13 protein-coding genes are annotated in these 17161 nt (G+C 73.0%); 9 read left to right on the forward strand and 4 right to left on the reverse strand.

From position 1 onward, the window contains the following. The first annotated feature begins 263 nt into the window (after nt 1-263). The gene (locus tag ACFRQN_RS33385; protein WP_380744113.1) at nt 264-1133 is read left to right on the forward strand and encodes an Fpg/Nei family DNA glycosylase; all 870 of its coding nucleotides are present in this window, start codon (nt 264-266) and stop codon (nt 1131-1133) included. 107 nt (nt 1134-1240) lie between these two features. On the opposite strand, the gene ACFRQN_RS33390 is transcribed toward ACFRQN_RS33385, so the two are convergent. Beyond that, the gene (locus ACFRQN_RS33390) at nt 1241-2101 is read right to left on the reverse strand and encodes an SAM-dependent methyltransferase (protein WP_117486949.1); all 861 of its coding nucleotides are present in this window, start codon (nt 2099-2101) and stop codon (nt 1241-1243) included. Between the two features lie 428 nt (nt 2102-2529). Here ACFRQN_RS33390 and ACFRQN_RS33395 point away from each other — a divergent pair, with 428 nt between their 5' ends. The 5 genes from ACFRQN_RS33395 to ACFRQN_RS33415 all read left to right on the forward strand — a co-directional run bounded on the left by ACFRQN_RS33395 (nt 2530) and on the right by ACFRQN_RS33415 (nt 8137). Continuing rightward, nucleotides 2530-3195 carry a polysaccharide deacetylase family protein gene (locus ACFRQN_RS33395; protein ID WP_158077770.1) on the forward strand — a complete coding sequence of 222 codons (666 nt, stop codon included), beginning with the start codon at nt 2530-2532 and terminating at the stop codon, nt 3193-3195. A gap of 151 nt (nt 3196-3346) precedes the next feature. Next, entirely contained in the window at nt 3347-3673 is a 327-nt protein-coding gene (locus tag ACFRQN_RS33400; protein WP_380744116.1) for a hypothetical protein, read from the forward strand. A gap of 165 nt (nt 3674-3838) precedes the next feature. Further along, nucleotides 3839-4711 carry a sulfurtransferase gene (locus ACFRQN_RS33405; protein WP_380744118.1) on the forward strand — a complete coding sequence of 291 codons (873 nt, stop codon included), beginning with the start codon at nt 3839-3841 and terminating at the stop codon, nt 4709-4711. Between the two features lie 205 nt (nt 4712-4916). Continuing rightward, complete coding sequence (locus ACFRQN_RS33410) at nt 4917-6443, forward strand: M1 family metallopeptidase (RefSeq protein ID WP_117486948.1); 1527 nt, start codon at nt 4917-4919, stop codon at nt 6441-6443. Nucleotides 6444-6607: 164 nt separating this feature from the next. Then, nucleotides 6608-8137, forward strand: a complete 1530-nt coding sequence (locus tag ACFRQN_RS33415) for a M1 family metallopeptidase (RefSeq protein WP_380744120.1) — start codon at nt 6608-6610, stop codon at nt 8135-8137. 67 nt (nt 8138-8204) lie between these two features. Here the strand turns inward: ACFRQN_RS33415 and ACFRQN_RS33420 are convergent, their stop codons facing one another. The 3 genes from ACFRQN_RS33420 to ACFRQN_RS33430 all read right to left on the reverse strand — a co-directional run bounded on the left by ACFRQN_RS33420 (nt 8205) and on the right by ACFRQN_RS33430 (nt 11636). Next, complete coding sequence (locus ACFRQN_RS33420; protein ID WP_380744122.1) at nt 8205-9014, reverse strand: aminoglycoside N(3)-acetyltransferase; 810 nt, start codon at nt 9012-9014, stop codon at nt 8205-8207. A 98-nt stretch (nt 9015-9112) separates the two neighbouring features. Then, entirely contained in the window at nt 9113-10234 is a 1122-nt protein-coding gene (locus ACFRQN_RS33425) for an alkene reductase (protein WP_380744124.1), read from the reverse strand. Between the two features lie 34 nt (nt 10235-10268). Continuing rightward, nucleotides 10269-11636, reverse strand: a complete 1368-nt coding sequence (locus ACFRQN_RS33430) for a condensation domain-containing protein (RefSeq protein WP_380744126.1) — start codon at nt 11634-11636, stop codon at nt 10269-10271. Between the two features lie 243 nt (nt 11637-11879). On the opposite strand from ACFRQN_RS33430, the gene ACFRQN_RS33435 reads away from it, so the two are divergent. The 3 genes from ACFRQN_RS33435 to ACFRQN_RS33445 all read left to right on the forward strand — a co-directional run bounded on the left by ACFRQN_RS33435 (nt 11880) and on the right by ACFRQN_RS33445 (nt 17113). After that, nucleotides 11880-13181 carry an MFS transporter gene (locus ACFRQN_RS33435; RefSeq protein WP_380744128.1) on the forward strand — a complete coding sequence of 434 codons (1302 nt, stop codon included), beginning with the start codon at nt 11880-11882 and terminating at the stop codon, nt 13179-13181. A 129-nt stretch (nt 13182-13310) separates the two neighbouring features. Then, entirely contained in the window at nt 13311-14489 is a 1179-nt protein-coding gene (locus ACFRQN_RS33440; RefSeq protein ID WP_380744130.1) for a serine hydrolase domain-containing protein, read from the forward strand. 164 nt (nt 14490-14653) lie between these two features. Beyond that, a complete protein-coding gene (locus ACFRQN_RS33445) occupies nt 14654-17113 on the forward strand; it encodes a penicillin acylase family protein (protein ID WP_380744132.1) in 2460 nt (819 codons plus the stop codon). Nucleotides 17114-17161 lie beyond the last annotated feature (48 nt).

The following is a 17161-nucleotide window of genomic DNA, read 5'->3' on the forward strand; positions in this document are numbered from 1 at the left end:
GCCAACGGTCTGAACGCCCCACCTCCAGGGTTGGCAGTCTGAAAATCACCCGTCACGCCCCTCTCCGCGGCCACCCCCTGCGCCACCCCCTCCCGCAGCGCGTCCCTCTCGCCTGGTCGGGTGGGGAGGGGCGGGCGGGTGGGGGGTGCTGTGGGTGGGTGGGTGTTGGGGGAGGTTTTGTTGCGGGCGCGCGGGCTTTCGCCCTGCGCGCCCGCTGGGTGGGAGCGCAGGCGGGGGGTGGGGGGTCGGGGGAGACTGGGGGCATGCCGGAGCTGCCTGAGGTCGAGGCGTTGAGTGCTTTCCTGTCCGAGCGGTTGACCGGGCGGGTGATCGCTCGGGTGCAGCCGGTGGCGATCAGTGCGTTGAAGACGTACGACCCGCCGGTGACGGCGTTGGAGGGGCGGACGGTCGGGGAGGTGAGCAGGCGGGGCAAGTTCCTGGACGTGGAGGCGGAGGGGCTGCACCTGGTGGTCCACCTGGCGCGGGCGGGCTGGTTGCGGTGGAAGGACGGTCTGCCGGCTGAGCCGCCGCGGCCTTCTCCGCGCAATCCGTTGGCGTTGCGGGTGCGGTTGGCGGGGGAGGCCGGGGACGGGTTCGATCTCACCGAGGCCGGGTCGAAGAAGGGGCTGGCGGTGTACGTGGTGCGGGAGTCGGCCGAGGTGCCCGGGGTGGCCAGGCTCGGGCCGGATCCGCTGGATCCGGGCTTCGGGCTGGCGGACTTCGCGGCGCTGTTGCGGGGCGAGCGGCGTCGGCTCAAGGGGGTGCTGCGGGACCAGGGGGTGTTGGCGGGGGTGGGCAACGCCTACTCGGACGAGGTGCTGCACGCGGCCCGGATGTCGCCGTACAAGCTGGCCGCGAGTCTGACCGAGGACGAGGTGGCCCGGCTGTACGAGGCGCTCGGGGGCACGTTGCGGGAGGCAGTGGAGCGCTCGCGGGGGCTGGCGGCGGGGGAGCTGAAGGCGGAGAAGAAGCTCGGGCTGCGGGTGCACGGCCGGACCGGCGAGCCGTGCCCGGTGTGCGGGGACACCATTCGGGAGGTGTCCTTCGCGGACTCCTCGTTCCAGTACTGCCCTACCTGCCAGACCGGGGGCAAGCCGTTGGCGGACCGGCGGTTGTCGCGGCTGTTGAAGTGAGGGGGAGGGGAAGTGAGGGGGAGGGGAAGTGAGGGGGAGGGGGGAGAGGGAGGGGAAGTGAGGGGTGGGACGGGTTTTGGCCGTCCCACCCGGTCGTCGGTGTTTGGTCAGCGCTTGATGGCGACGCCGCCCCAGTAGTAGGCGGCCTTCGGGTCGGCCGGGGGCTCGCCGTCGGGGCGCCAGGCCAGCACAGGGGCGACGCCCGGCTCGACCAGGTCCCAGCCGTCGAAGAAGCGGACGACGTCGTCGTAGCCGCGCGGTACCAGGGTCATCCCGCCGGCCCGGGCGGCCTCGGCGACCTTGCCGACGGCCTCGGGGTCGAAGTCCGGGGTGGGGGTGGTCAGGGCGATGCAGCTGCCGGCGGGCAGGGCGTCGCGCAGTGCGGCGACCCGGCCCCAGGGGTCGTCCTCGTCGGCGATCAGCATCAGTACGGCGATCATCAGCAGGCCGACGGGCTGGGTGAGGTCGAGGGTGGCGGTGAGCGCCGGGTCGGCGAACAGCTCCTCGGGCTTGCGCAGGTCGGCGTGGATGTAGGTGGTGCGGCTGGCCGGGCTGGAGACCATCAGGGCGCGGGCGTGGGCGAGCACGATCGGGTCGTTGTCGACGTAGACCACCCGGGTGCCGGGGCTGACCGCCTCGGCGATCTCGTGGGTGTTCGGCGAGGTCGGGATGCCGGTGCCGAGGTCGAGGAACTGGCGGATGCCGTGCTCCTGGGCGAGGTAGCGCACGGCCCGGCCCTGGAACGCCCGGTTGGCCTTGGCCATCGCCTTGACGCTCGGTACGGCCTGCTCGATGGCCTGCCCCATGGCGCGGTCCGGCGGGAAGTTGGTCTTCCCGCCCAGCCAGTAGTCGTACACACGCGCAGAGTGCGGGGCGGTGGTGTCGACACCGAAGCGTTCCCACTGGCTGAGCTCGGTGGCGTCGTCGTCCTGCGGGCCCTGGCGGGGGGAGTCCTGACTTGTCGTCATGGCCACGTCCTCTGATGGCAGATCATCACACTGGGGAAGGCACAGCGTAGCGGTCCGGACGGGAGGTGGAGCGTCCGGTCGGGGAAGATCCGTGGAAGATCTTCGGAGGCGGAGTGGACGGCCGGTGGCCTTGAGCCGTCGGAGTGGTGATGGGGGCCGTCGGAGTTGCCGTCGGGGAGTGGCGGGGACGGCCGGGGGAAGCATCCAGAATGCTGTCAGATCGTCAGATTACTTCGCGCAGATTGCTGCTGGTTACGGCCGGAATGTCCCTGCTGGGGACGGCCGCCGGATGTCGGAGCCCTTGGGGCGGCGGGGAGGGCGGTGCGGCAGCGGGGGCGGCCGATGCCGCCGCTCCGGCCGATCCGGCGGGGCCGGAGGGGGCGTCGGCCGCGCCGTCGGTGGCGGCCCCGGGGGGCACGCCGTCCGCGGTGCCCTCGCCGGCGCCGCCGTCCGGCGCCGCGCCGAGCGCGGTGCCCGTGCGCCGGGCGCTCTCCGAGGCGGAGAGCAAGCCGGTGTACGACCTGGACCCGGAGCGGAAGGTGGTGGCGCTCACCATCGACGACGGGCCGGACCCCCGGTACACGCCGACCGTGCTGTCGATGTTCGAGCAGTACGGGATCAGGGCCACGTTCTTCCTGATCGGGGAGAACGCGGTCGAGCACCCCGCTCTGGTGCGGGAGATCGCGGACCGCGGCCACCACATCGCCAACCACACCTGGACCCACCCCGACCTGCGGCACATGTCGGAGGGCAAGGTGCGGGACGAGCTGGAGCGCACCTCCGACCTGCTGCAGCGGACCACCGGCCGGCAGCCCACCTGGTTCCGTGCGCCGGGCGGGGACTTCTCGGCGGTCTCGCTCAAGGTGGCCGCCGACCTGGGGATGCGGAACATGGCCTGGTCGGTGGACCCGCGGGACTGGGCCCGGCCGGGGACCTCGGCGATCATCGACCGGGTCCTCAAGAACGTCCGGCCCGGGTCGATCGTGCTCAACCACGACGGCGGCGGGGACCGGTCGCAGACGGTGGCGGCGTTGAAGGCGTACCTGCCGGTGCTCGTCGACTCGGGGTATCTCTTCACGGCTCCGCCGAACTGAGTTTCGCATGACGGGGCAGGTCGCGGTTTTAACCCTTAAACCACTCGAATGGGTGGATTAGAAGAACCGTTTCTGCGGTTTTTGGGCCTCTAGGGTGATCTCGCACCAATTAACCGGGTACTGCCGAGTACCACCTGAAAGGCCCTCACTCATGCGTCTCCGCAACGCCATGCTCGCCGCCGCCAGCGCCGTCGCCCTCGTCCTCGCCGTCCCGTTCTCCGCGAATGCCGCGACGGGCGACTTCCTCTACAAGGTCGGCCCCGGGGTCCCCGTGGGCCTGGCCGACCCGCAGAGCCGCGAGTGCATCGACCTGCCGTGGACCACCGAGCAGGACCCGGGCTTCGCGCCGGAGAACCTCACCCAGTCCACGGCCACGGTCTTCCTGGACTTCGGCTGCTCGGGCGACGTCTTCTACGTCATGAACCCGGGCAAGAAGCTCGGTGACCGGCTGAAGCTGCGCTCCGTGGTCTTCTCCTGAGCGCCGGGGAGCGCGGGGTGGCCGGGGCCGGGCGGGCGGCGTAGGTTCGAACTGTCCGGCCCGGTCGCCGGCCCCTCGCCGTGCCCGTACGCCTGTCGTCGTCGCGCGGCCCGCCGTGCCCGTGGTCGGGCGCCGCAGCCTGGGCAGAGCGAAGGAGGGCCTGGGATGACCGGCAACGGCTACGCGCACCCCGAGGCGTTGGTCCGCACCGAATGGCTGGCCCACCACCTGGACGACGGGACGGTCCGGGTCGTCGAGGTGGACGAGGACACCGAGGCCTACGACCGGGACCACATCCCCGGCGCGGTCGGCTGGAACTGGACCACCGACCTGCACAGCCAGGTCGGCCGGGACTACATCGACCGCGACGGCGTCCAGCACCTGCTGCGGGCGGCCGGGGTCGAGGACGACACCACCGTGGTGCTCTACGGGGGCAACAACAACTGGTTCGCCGCCTACGCCTACTGGCTGTTGCGGCTGCGCGGCTTCGGGCCGGTGCGGCTGCTGGACGGCGGGCGCAAGAAGTGGGAGCTGGAGGAGCGGGAGCTCACCCGTGCGGTGATGGACTACCAGCACAGCGGGTTCCGGTTGAGCGGGCCCGAGCGGCCGGAGCTGCGGGCGCTGCGGGACGAGGTGCTGGCGAGGGCCGAGGTGTTCGCCAAGCCCGGGGCGGACGCGGTGCTGGTGGACGTCCGCTCGCCGGCCGAGTTCCGGGGCGAGCTGATCGCGCCCCCGCACCTGCCGCAGGAGCAGGCGCAGGTGCCCGGGCACATCCCCGGCGCGGTCAACATCCCGTGGTCCCAGGCGGCCAACGACGACGGGTCGTTCCGTTCGGCGGAGGAGCTGCGGGCGCTGTACGGGGGGAAGGGCGTGGAGCCGGAGCGCGAGGTGATCGCGTACTGCCGGATCGGCGAGCGGTCCGCGCACACCTGGTTCGCGCTCACCGAGCTGCTCGGGTACCCGCACGTGAAGAACTACGACGGCTCGTGGACGGAGTACGGCTCGTTGGTGCGGGCGCCGGTGGTGCTCGGGGCGTGAGGGGCAGGAAGGGCAGGAGGGGTGCGAGGGGCTTCAGGGGCCTCAGGGGTGGGTGAGGTGGCGTGACGGCTTCGCGGCTGGGCTGCGAAGCCGTCGTGTCGGCGGGTTTCTTTTCATGAACATCTCACCGGAGGGGAGTGGACGAGGGGCTGCCGGGACAAGGATCGATCCGACCCAATCGTTCCGGTGATCCCTGGAGGACCTCGTGCGCAAGAGGCTGATCGTCTCTGCTGCCAGTGCCCTGAGCCTGTTCCTGGCCGTTCCCGCCTCGGCTTCCGGCTTCCAGCCGGGCGCGGCCGGGGTCGGCGACCCGTACTACCCGACCTACGGCAACGGCGGGTACCGGGTCTCGCACTACGACATCCGGTTGAAGTACCAGCCCGCCACGGACGAGCTGGAGGGCACCACGACCATCCTCGCCACGGCCACCCAGGACCTCTCCCGGTTCAACCTCGACTTCGCGCTGGACGTCTCGGAGGTGCGGGTCAACGGCCGGGTCGCGAAGTTCGCCACCAGCGGTGAGCAGGAGCTGGAGATCACCCCCGCGCGGCCGCTCGCCAAGGGCTCCCAGGCCACCGTGGTGGTGCGCTACAAGGGTGTGCCCTCCACCGTGAAGAAGTACGGCTTCACCAGCTGGCACCGGACCCCGGACGGCGCCGTGGCGGCGAACGAGCCCGAGGCCGCCTGGTGGTGGTTCCCGAGCAACGACCACCCGAGCAACAAGGCCACCTACGACGTCTCGGTGCTGGTGCCGGACGGCAACCAGGTGATCAGCAACGGCGTGCTGACGGGCACCACCTCGCAGGCCGGCTGGACCCGGTACAGCTGGCGGGAGAACAAGCCGCAGGCGACGTACCTGGCCACGCTCGCGGTCGGCAAGTTCGACATCACCCGGGACACCACGCCGAGCGGGCTGCCGGTCTACAACGCGTACAGCAAGGACCTCGGCGAGAACGCGGACGCGGCGCGGGCGAGCGTCGAGCGCACCGGTGAGCTGGTGGACTGGCTGAGCGGCTACTTCGGCGAGTACCCGTTCAGCTCGGTCGGCGGCTACGTCCCCAATGTGCCGACCGGCTACGCCCTGGAGACCCAGACCCGGATCTTCTACAGCCCCCGGCAGTTCGCCCGGGGCACCAACACCTCGGTGGTCGTCCACGAGTTGGCCCACCAGTGGTACGGGGACAGCGTCTCGCTCTCCAAGTGGAGCGACATCTGGCTGAACGAGGGCTTCGCCCGGTACTCGCAGTTCCTCTGGTCCGAGCACGAGAACGAGGGCACCGCGCAGGAGCTCGCCGACTACGTCTACGCCTCGCACCCGGCCGACGACCCGTTCTGGAAGGTCAAGCCGGGCGACCCGGGCCCGGACGACCAGTTCTCCGGCGCGGTGTACGACCGGGGTGCGGTGGCCGTCCAGGCGCTGCGCAACGCCGTCGGGGACGAGAAGTTCTTCAAGATCCTGAAGGGCTGGCCCACCGAGCGCCGCTACGGCAACGCCACCATCCCGGAGTTCCAGGCCTATGCGGAGAAGGTCTCCGGGAAGAAGCTCGGGGACGTGCTGAACACCTGGCTGTTCACCCCCGGCAAGCCGGCGGTCGGGCCGGTGCCGCCGGGTGCCGCGGCCGCCGCCTCGCTGGCGCCGGCCGCGGGCCGGGTGGAGGGTCGGCTGCCGGCGGAGCCGAAGTCCTGGAAGCAGATCCAGGAGACCAACTCGGTGCACCAGTCCCACAGCTGACGACATGTCGGAATGGTCGGCGTGACGGCTTCGGGGCGCGGGCGCGAAGCCGTCATGTCGGCGCATTTCTTTTTATGAACATCTCACCGGAAGGGAGTGGGGGAGGGGTTGACGGGACAAGGATCGGTTCAACCCCATCGTTCCGGTGATCCCTGGAGGACCATGTGCGCAAGAGGCTGATCGTCTCTGCTGCCAGTGCCCTGAGCCTGTTCCTGGCCGTCCCGGCCTCGGCTTCCGGCTTCCAACCCGGCGCGGACGGCGTCGGGGACCCGTACTACCCGACCCTCGGCAACGGCGGGTACCGGGTCTCGCACTACGACATCCGGTTGAAGTACCAGCCCGCCACCGACGAGCTGGAGGGCACCACGACCATCCTCGCGACGGCCACCCAGGACCTCTCCCGGTTCAACCTCGACTTCGCGCTGAAGGTCTCGGAGGTGCGGGTCAACGGCCGGGTCGCGACCTTCGCCACCAGTGGCGACCAGGAGCTGGAGATCACCCCCGCGCGGCCGCTCGCCAAGGGCGACCAGGCCACCGTGGTGGTGCGCTACAAGGACGTGCCGTCCACCGTGGAGAGGTACGGCGGCTACACCGCCTGGCGCCGCACCCCGGACGGTGCGGTCGTGGCCGGCGAGCCCGTGTCGGCCGCGTGGTGGTACCCGAGCAACGACCACCCGAGCAACAAGGCGACCTTCGACGTCTCGGTGCTGGTGCCGGACGGCAACCAGGTGATCAGCAACGGCGTGCTGACCGGGACCAGTTCGCTGGCGGGCTGGACCCGGTACAGCTGGCGGGAGAACAAGCCGCAGGCGACCTACCTGGCGACCCTGGCGATCGGCAAGTTCGACATCACCCGGGACACCACCGCGAGCGGGCTGCCGGTCTACAACGCGTACAGCAAGGACCTGGGCGACAACGGCGCCGCGGCGCGGGCGAGCATCGAGCGGACCGGCGAGCTGGTGGACTGGCTGAGCGGCTACTTCGGCGAGTACCCGTTCAGCTCCGTCGGCGGCTACGTCGCCAACACCTCGTCCAGTGGCGCCCTGGAGACCCAGACCAGGGTCTCCTACGGCCCCGGGCTGTTCGCCCGGGGCACCAACACCTCGGTGGTCGTGCACGAGCTGGCCCACCAGTGGTACGGCGACAGCGTCTCGCTCTCCAAGTGGAGCGACATCTGGCTGAACGAGGGCTTCGCCGAGTACTCGCAGTTCCTCTGGTCCGAGCACGAGAACGAGGGCACCGCGCAGGCAGTGGCCGACTACATCTACGCCTCGCACCCGGCCGACGACCCGTTCTGGACCGTCAAGCCGGGCGACCCGGGTGAGGAGAACCAGTTCTCCGGTGCGGTGTACTTCCGCGGCGCGGTGGCCATCCAGGCGCTGCGCAACGCCGTCGGGGACGAGAATTTCTTCCAGATCCTCAAGGGCTGGCCCACCGAGCGGCGCTACGGGAACGCCACCATCCCGGAGTTCCAGGCGTACGCCGAGAAGGTCTCCGGCCAGAAGCTCGGGGACCTGCTGAACACCTGGCTGTTCACCCCGAGCAAGCCGGCCGTCGGACCGGTGCCGCCGGGTGCCGCGGCCGCGGCCTCGCTGGCGCCGGGCGCGGACGCCGGCCGGGACGCGGCGCCGGTCGAGCCGAAGTCCTGGAAGAAGATCCAGGAGGCCGGTTCGGTGCACGAGGGCCGGCACTGACGGCAGGGCGGTACGAGGGGGTTCGGGTCGGCGGTTCCGCGCGCGCTGCGGGGACCGTCGGCCCGGCCTATGCCTCCCCGGGGCCGTCCGCCGCCAGCAGTTCGGTGTGGCGGCGGACGGCGAAGGGTATGAGCTCGCGGACCGGGACCAGGCGGCAGGGCGCGGCGCCGACCAGGACCTCGCGGATGCCTGCCAGCTCCTCGAACTCCCGCCCCACGACCGGGAAGTGGGTGTCGTTGTCGTCCCCCACGTCCGGTGCCTCGATCCAGACCCGCTCGCCCTGGATCGCCATCGGGAAGCGGCGGAGCTTGAGCCGGCGGTTGGGGGCGAAGGTCTCGGCGTAGTGCAGGAAGGTGTTGCGGTTGTGGCCGACGCCGACCAGCAGCACGTGCCCGCCGAGGTCGTGCAGCGCGCCGAACGGCGACTCCCGGCCGACGGCGAAGCCGAGCGAGCGCCGGGCGGTGACCTCCCGGGCGTGCGCGCCGACGGCGGCGACCGAGACCTGCGGGTGGGTGCTGCGCAGGCTCTCCGGCAGGGCGCGCAGCGCCTCCGCGACCGCGCCCGTGTCGCAGGGGAGCCCGGCGTGGAACAGCGGGACGGCGGCCCGGAGTTCGGCCAGCTCGGGGCCGGGCGGGCCGCTGTGCCCGGGGGCCGGGTCGTGGACCGTGCCGGAGGTGAAGGCGGGCACGGCGACGGTGCCGCCGGGCCCGACCGCCTCGCGCAGGCCGGCCACCACGGCCGCCGCGCCGCCCTCGACCCGGCCGAGGCTGGAGAGCGAGGAGTGCACGATCAGTGCCATGCCCTCACGGACGCCCACCCGGTGCCAGCCCTCCACGAGGTCGGCGGTGGTGAGCGGGCGGGTGCCCGGTGTGGTCATGGTGCCCCCTGGTGACGGCGGTGCGGTTGGTACTGGATGGTTCGGGGCCGACCATAGCGGGTGGCACTGACAGTGGGTCAGGACGGGGGTGCCCTGGGTCAGGTCGTGGTCGGCCGGACGGCGGGGTGGCCGGCCGGGAGGCGGGGGTAGTCGGTGTAGCCGGTGGCCTCCTGGCCGTAGAGGTGGGTGGGGTCGACGGGGGTGAGCGGGGCGTTCGCGGCGAACCGTTCCGGCAGGTCGGGGTTGGCGATGAAGGCGCGGCCGTAGGAGACCAGGTCGGCCAGGCCGGCGGCCAGCACGGCCTCGCCGCGCTCCCGGTCGGTGGCGGCGCGGTTCTCGCCGACGTTGCCGATCAGCGTGCCGGACCAGCGCGGGCGCAGGTCGGCCAGGGCCGGGTAGTCGTCGTTGTCGGTGAGGTGGAGGTAGGCCAGGCCGAGGCCGTCGAGTTCGGCGAGCAGGGCGCGGTAGACGGGGGCGGGGTCGGCCTCGTCCATGCCGAACTGCGGGTTGCCGGGGGACAGCCGCAGGCCGAGGCGGTCGGGGCCGATGGCCTCGGCGACGGCGGTGACCAGTTCGATCGGGAAGCGCAGCCGGTCGGCGAGGGTGCGGGGGCCGTACTCGTCGGTGCGCAGGTTGGTGTTGTCGGCCAGGAACTGGTGGATCAGGTAGGAGTTGGCGCCGTGCAGTTCGACGGCGTCGAAGCCGGCGGCGAGGGCCAGGCGGGCGGAGTCGACGTGGTCGGCGACGGTGCGGCGGATCTCCTCGCGGGTCATGGCGCGCGGGGTGACGGCCTCGGCCTTGCCGCCGTCCTTGACGTGCACCGGGCCCGGGGCCGGGACGGCGGAGGGGCCGGCCGGGACGTCGCCGAGCAGCCGGTTGAGCGGGTGGCCCTGGCGGCCGCCGTGCATCAGCTGGGCGGCGATCCGCCCGCCGGCGGCGTGCACGGCCCCGGTCACGGCGCGCCAGCCGGCCGCGTGCGCGGGCGTCTCCAGGCCGGGCAGGCGCCAGCCGGACTGGCCCTGCCGGCTGGGCCAGATGCCTTCGGTGACGATCAGGCCGGCGCTCGCGCGCTGGGCGTAGTACTCGGCGACGACGGGCAGCGGCGTGCCGTCCTCGGCGGCCCGGTAGCGCGTCATCGGGGCCATGACGACGCGGTTCGGCAGGTCGAGCGCGCCGAGGCGGTACGGGGTGAGCAGGGATGCGGTGGCGGTCGTGGTCATGCCGGTACGGTAGAACTTGACATCACTGTCAGGTTCAAGCGCGGACGGCTGCCCCGTCCGCCGGCGCGGCCGCCTCGGTGAGGATCAACTCCTCGATCCCGTACAGGAACCGCTCCATCGCGGGGCGCGGCAGCAGGGCCGGGTCCGCCGTCATGGCCAGGCTCAGCGCCTCGGCGGACTGCAGGGCGTCCAGGGCGTAGGTCAGGCCGGGGCGCGGCTCGAAGTCCACCGGCCAGCTGAGGGTGGTGTGCTCCTCGCCGGGGGCGGCCGGGGCCGGGAGCAGCTCCCGGGTGTCGTTGAACACGCAGGAGCGGTCGGCCAGTTGGACCCCCTCGGCGGTCAGTCGGTCGATCTCGGCGGCCAGGGCCAGCCTGTCGTAGTACGCGTGGCGGTAGGTGCCGATCGCTGCGGCGTGGGTGCGGCGCACGACCTCGCCGAACTCGGCGGTGGCGTCCGGGAGATGGAACAGGCCGTCGCCCGCGATCACGCCGACCGCGTTGGCCAGCTCCGGCAGGAAGCGGTTGTTGACCACGACGTTCAGCACGGCCTCGGTGGAGCCGGCGAGCCGGGCGGTCATCGCGGCCGTCGCGGCGAGCAGCACCGAGCCCGTGCTGACCCGGTGCCGGGCCGCGACCCGCTCGACGGCCCGGGGCAGGGCGGGGGAGCGGAGCACCGCGTTCGGGAACCGGGCGGGCTCTGCGGTGGTCGGCGGGAGGGGGTGGGACGGGAAGAGTCGGGGCGGGCCGAGCCGGAGCTTGCGCACGAACTGCTTGCGGGCCCCCGCGTCGCGCCGCCGGCCGCGTTCGGAGGTCTGGAACTCGGCTTCCTCCAACGGCTGTTGGGCTGGTTCGCGCAGCTCGGCCAGCTCCTCGGGGGAGCTTCCGAGGCAGAGCGCGGACAGGTCGGCGACCAGCCGGCTCATCCCGGAGCCGTCCACCGCGGTGTGCGAGAGCACCAGGCTGATGTGCCGGACCAGCCCGCCCGCCGTCACCGCGCCGACCCGCACCGGCCACTGGGTGGCGGTGTCGAAGGGCTGTGCCGCCAGCTCCTCGTGCAGCCGGGTGCCGAGTTCGGCCGGGTCCTCGTGCTCCCCGGCGGGCCACAGGTGGACGTCCAGGGTGCCTTCGCCGTCGACGAGTTGGCGGAGGCCCCCGGCCTCGTCGGGGCACAGCCGGGTGTGCAGCGAGTCGTGCAGGTGCAGCAGTCGCTCCAGGGCGGCGAGCAGGACGGGCAGGGGCAGCCCCGGGTCCAGCGGCGCGGCGGTGGCGATGTTGTAGCGCGGCGCGTCGGCCGGCGGCAGCCGTCGTACGGCGTCCCAGATGGCCCGTTGGCCCCAGGTGGCCGGTCCGGCCCCGGTCCGTCCGGACGAGAAGGCGAGCTCCAGCAGTTGGCGAGTGGTCACCGATCGGCTCTCCGTAGTGCGGTGGTCGTGGCGTCGTGGCGTCGTGCCGGTGCGTTGGGAGCGCGGGTGCTGCTGGGGAGAGTGTGGCGCACCGCCCGTCGTGCGTCGAGGGTCGTGCGGCCGTCCGCGCCCGGCGGCCGTCGGGGGTTCGGGGCTTCCAAAAGTCTCTTGATGTGAAGTATCTTGATATCGAGATTGATGCCGATCGCGCGACTCGCGCCACGCACACGACGGGGGCCTGCCATGCGGGGGAACGGACTGATAGCGCAGCTGCGGCGGCCGCCGGGCGGGCGGGACGCGCGGATCATGCTGCTGGCGCAGTGCGTCGACCGGACCGGCACGGGGGTGTGGGCAGCGGCCTCGGTGCTCTACTTCACCTACGTCTGCGGGATGGACGCGCGGCAGCTGGGACTGCTGCTCGGGGTCGGGGCGGTGGCGGGGATCGCCGGGTCCCCGCTGGCCGGGCGGGCGGCCGAACGGGTGCCGGTGCGGTGGCTGCTGATCGGCTGCCACCTGCTGCGGCTCGGGGCGATGGGGCTGCTGCTGGTGGTCGACGACTTCGCCGCGCTGCTGCCCGTGGTGGCCCTGATCTGCCTGGCCGAACGGGCCGCCAAGACCCTGGAGATGCTGTTCGCGACCCGGGTGGCGGGCGAGCGGCGGGCCACCTACCAGGCGCTGTTCCGCAGCGTGGCCAACGCCGGGTACGCGCTCGGCGCGGGTGTCGCGGCGATCGGGCTGGCGGTCGGGACCACCGCCGCCTACCGGGTGCTGATCCTGGCCAACGGGCTGTCCTACGTGCTGGCCGCCGTGCTGGTCTGGCGCACCCGGGAGCCGTCCGGGCGCGGCCTGGTCGCGGCGAAGGCCGGGGAGGCGCCCGCCGGGGCGGCGGCCGCGCCCAGTCCCTGGCGCGACCGCGGCTACCTGCGGTTCGTCCTGCTGGACATGCCGCTGAACCTGGACGACTCGGTCCTCAACGTCGGGCTGCCGCTCTGGCTGGTCCACCACACCGGCGCGCCGCACGCCGTCGTCCCGGTCTTCCTGGTGCTCAACACGGTGCTCGTGGTGCTGCTGCAACTGCGGGTCTCCGCCTGGGCGGAGGGCGCGCTCGGGGCGGCCGCGGCGGTCCGCTGGTACGGGGTGACGGTGCTGGGCGGCTGCCTGCTGATCGCGCTCGCCACCGGCGCCGGACCGGTCCTGGCCTCGGTCGCGCTGCTGGCCGCGGCGATGCTGATCACGCTGGCGGAACTGCTGCGCTCGGTGAGCTCCTGGGAGCTGGCGGTCGTGCTGGCCCCGCCGGGCGCCCAGGCCTCGTACCTCGGGGTCGCCGGGATGTCCCAGTCGGTGCAGAAGTCGGTGGGGCCGCTGCTGCTGACCGGGGTGGTGATGGCGGCCGGGCCGGTCGGCTGGCTCGGGCTCGGCGCGGCGACCGTCGGCCTCGGCGCGCTCCAGCGCCGGGCCAGCCTGCGGCGGCTGGCGGCGCTGGGCGGGGCGGCCGGCGGTGCGGGGGCCGAGTCGGCGCGGCCGGTCACGGCCTCGGTGGGCTGAGTCGCTACGGAGTCGGTGCGGGGGAGTCCCGGGACAGCGCTGGGGGAGGAATGGGGGACATCCCCCATTCCTCCCCCAAGTAGCTGAGCACCGCGGCCCGTTCGGGCCGGAGCCGGTTAGCGTGCGGTCATGACTTCGATCATGGGTTCGACCCTGCGCAGGCACCTCGTCGTGGCGGCCGGCGTCACCGTGCTGCTCGCCGCCAACGCGGCCACCGCCGTCGCCCGCCCGGCCGGTCCGTCCGTCGCCGAGCAGTTGCGCCGGGACGCCGCGGCGATCCACGACCTCGGCATCAGCGGCGTGCAGGCCCGGGTGATCGGGCCCGACGGCCGCCAGACGGTCGCCACCAGCGGCACCGCCGACGTCACCACCGGCCGCCCGGTCTCCCCCGACGGCTACTTCCGGATGGCCAGCACGGCCAAGACGATGGTCGCGACCGTGGTCCTCCAACTGGAGGCCGAGGGACGGCTGTCACTGGACGACACGCTCGGCCACTGGCTGCCGGAGGTGGTGCGGGCCAAGGGCGGAGCCGGCGGCGGGACCACCGTCCGCGAACTGCTCCAGCACCAGGGCGGCATCGTGGACCACCTGCCAGGATACGACTCGAAGGACGGATACGAGCGGGAGCGCTACAAGGTCTACCAGCCCGAAGACCTGGTGGCCGGGGCGGAGTTCGGCACGGACAAGAGCTGGAGATACTCCAACGTCGGCTACCTCCTGCTCGACATGGTCGTCGAGCGGGCCACCGGCCGCCCCGCCCACCGGGAGGTCGAGGAGCGCATCCTGCGCCCGCTCGGCCTCGACCGGACCCGGCTGATGGGCACCTCGCCCACCCTGCCCCGGCCGCACGCCCAGGCCTACCAGCTCTTCCCCGACCCCGACGGCCGGGTGGACGTCACCGAGCAGGTGCCGATGGACCAGGGGCTCTCCTGGGCCACCACCACGCGGGACGAGAACGTCCTCCTCCGCGCACTGCTCGCGGGCCGGCTGCTGCCGGCGCGGCAACTGGCCGAGATGCGGCGGACGGTGCCCGTGGACGACCAGACCTCGGAGATGTGGCACGGCGGCGAGTACGGGCTCGGCCTGGTCAAGCGCTCGCTGACCTGCGGCGGGACCTACTGGGGCCACGACGGTGGGGACGGCGGCTTCATCACCCTCAACGGCGTCACCGAGGACGGGAAGCGCAGCGCCGTGGTCTCCATGTCCGAGGCGCTCGGCGACAGTTGGGACCACATCAAGGCCCAGGAGGACGCGGCCTCGAAGCTGATCGACCACGCCCTGTGCGCCGGGAGCCCCCGCGCCAGCTGAGCGGGCGTCGGACTCTGTGATCGACGACCGCATCGTCCGAGGGGAGGGTCGTGCGGGTAGGGAACGTCTCCTCCCCGGGGTGTACGCGGATAGGTCGTAGGGTCGAGGGCGCGTCGTCCCGAGGGGCGATGACCGGCGGGTGCCGGTGGCCACAGGGTGAGGCCATGACGGAAGTGAAGAACATGAAGGAACGTCAGTTCCCATCGAAAATAAGGCGGTTCACCTCGGGCGCGCTAGCGGTCGGGCTGACGTCCGCGCTGCTGACGGCCCTGGTGCCCGCCGTGGCCCAGGCCGCCGGCACCGACCTCGGGACCGGCCCCGACGCCGACCGGGGCGGCTGGACCGCGAAGATCAGCCGGACCGAGTACGGCGTCCCGCACGTCCTCGCCCGCGACTTCGGCGGCCTCGGCTACGGCTACGGGTACGCCTTCGCCCAGGACAACCTCTGCCAGCTCGCCGACCAGGTGCTCACCGTGCGCGGCGAGCGCTCGCGCCACCTCGGCCCGGACGGCGAGTCCGTGGACCGGGTGAGCAACCTGGTGAGCGACACCTACCAGCAGGGCCTGCTGCGCGCCGGGACGGTGCGGCGGCTGCAGGCCGCCCCCGCGCCGCTCGGCCCGACCGACGAGGTGCGGCAGCTGGTGGACGGCTACGTCGCCGGGTACAACCGCTACCTGCGCGACACCGGCCCCGACCACCTGCCGGACCCGTCCTGCCGGGGGAAGGCCTGGGTCGGGCCGATCACCGCGGACGACCTGTGGAACATCCTCTACGCCGCCAACACCCTGGCGGGCAGCGGCGCCGCCAAGCAGCAGATCGCCACGGCCGTCCCCGCGGCCTCGACCGGGCCCGCATCCGGCGCGTCGCGCGCCGAAGCCGCCGGACCCGCGGCGGACGCACCCCGGATCGCCGCCCCCGGGCACTCCGCCGACAACCCCGAACTCGGCAGCAACGCCTGGGCGATCGGGCGCGACGCCAGCCGCGACGGCACCGGCCTGCTGCTGGCCAACCCGCACCTCCAGTGGGCCGGCGAGCAGCGCTTCTACCAGGCCCAGCTGACCATCCCCGGCGTCCTGGACGTCGCCGGCGCCGGACTGTACGGCATCCCGTTCCTCCAGATCGGCCACACCCGCGGCCTCGCCTGGAGCCACACCACCAGCTACGCCGATCACTACACCCTCCACCGGCTCAGCCTGGTGCCCGGCGACCCGACCGCGTACCTGGTGGACGGCAAGGCCGAGCGGATGGCCCAGGAGACCGTCAAGGTCACCGTCCGGGCCGCCGACGGGACGCTCTCCACCGTCGACCGGAGCCTCTACCGCTCCCGCCACGGCTACGTCCTCGCCGACGGCTGGACCGGGGAGCACGCCTACACCCTCGGCGACGCCAACGCCGAGAACCTCCGCTCCCTGAACCAGTGGCTGGCGGTCGGCCGCGCCCAGAACCTCGACCAGCTCCGCCAGGCCCAGCGCACCTACCAGGGCCTCCCGTGGGTGTACACCACGGCCGTCGACTCCACCGGCACCACCTGGTTCACCGACGCCTCCGCCGTCCCGAACCTCCCCGACGCCCAGCGCGACCGCTGCCTGGTCGCGGGCGGCGGCTTCGGACAGGTGCTGGACGGCTCGACCGCCGCCTGCGACCCGGGCACCGACCCGGACGCGCTCGTGCCCGGCGTCTTCGGCCCCGCCAACCAGCCGGGCCTGACCCGTACCGACTACGTCGCCAACTCCAACAACGGCCCGTACCTGACCAACGCGGAGGCCCCGCTCACCGGCTTTCCCGCCATGTACCAGGGCGCCTCCGCGCGGATGCTGCGCAGCCAGCTGGGCCTGCGGATGATCGCCGACCGCCGGGCCGGCACCGACGGCCTCGGCGCCCCCGGGTTCACCCTCGCCTCGCTCCAGGCGACGATGTTCGGCAACCGGGTGCAGAGCGCCGAACTCGACCGCGACGACGCCGTGGCGCTGTGCCGCGCCCACCCGGAGATCGCCGCCTCCGACGGCAGCCGGGTCGACGTCCGCCCGGCCTGCGACGCGCTCGCCGCGTGGAACACCCGGGCCGACGCCGACAGCCGGGGCACCGTGCTCTGGCAGGCGTACCGGGACGCGCTGGCGGGGACCGGCACGACCGCCTGGCAGACGGTCCCGGCCGACCCGGCCAGGCCGCTGACCACCCCGCGCGGCATCGACGCCGCCAACCCCGACGCCCAGCGCGCCCTGGCCGACGCGGTGAAGGGCATGGCCGCCCGCGGCCTGCCGGTGGACGCCCCGATCGGCCTCGTCCAGCGCTGGGCGGGCATCCCGCTGCACGGCTGCTCCCACCAGCTGGGCTGCTTCAACGTGCTGACGGCGGGGCCGGATTCGGGCACCGGCGGCGGCACCTACCCGACGAACCTCGGCAGCGTCCCGCACGGCGGCACCTTCCTGATGGCCACCGAGCTGACCGACCGGGGCCCGCGCACCAGGACGCTGCTCACCTACGGCGAGTCCGCCGACCCGACCTCGCCGCACTTCACCGACCAGACCCGCGTCTACGCCCGCAAGCAGTGGGTGACCGAGCGCTTCACCGAGGCCGAGATCCGCTCCGCGCCGGGCCTCGGCGTCACCGTCCTGCGGCGCTGACGCGCCGTCGTACCGGCCTCCGGGCCGCCGCCGTTCCCGGAACGGCGG

This window comes from Kitasatospora sp. NPDC056800 (assembly GCF_042789775.1).
Taxonomy (GTDB): Bacteria; Actinomycetota; Actinomycetes; order Streptomycetales; family Streptomycetaceae; genus Kitasatospora.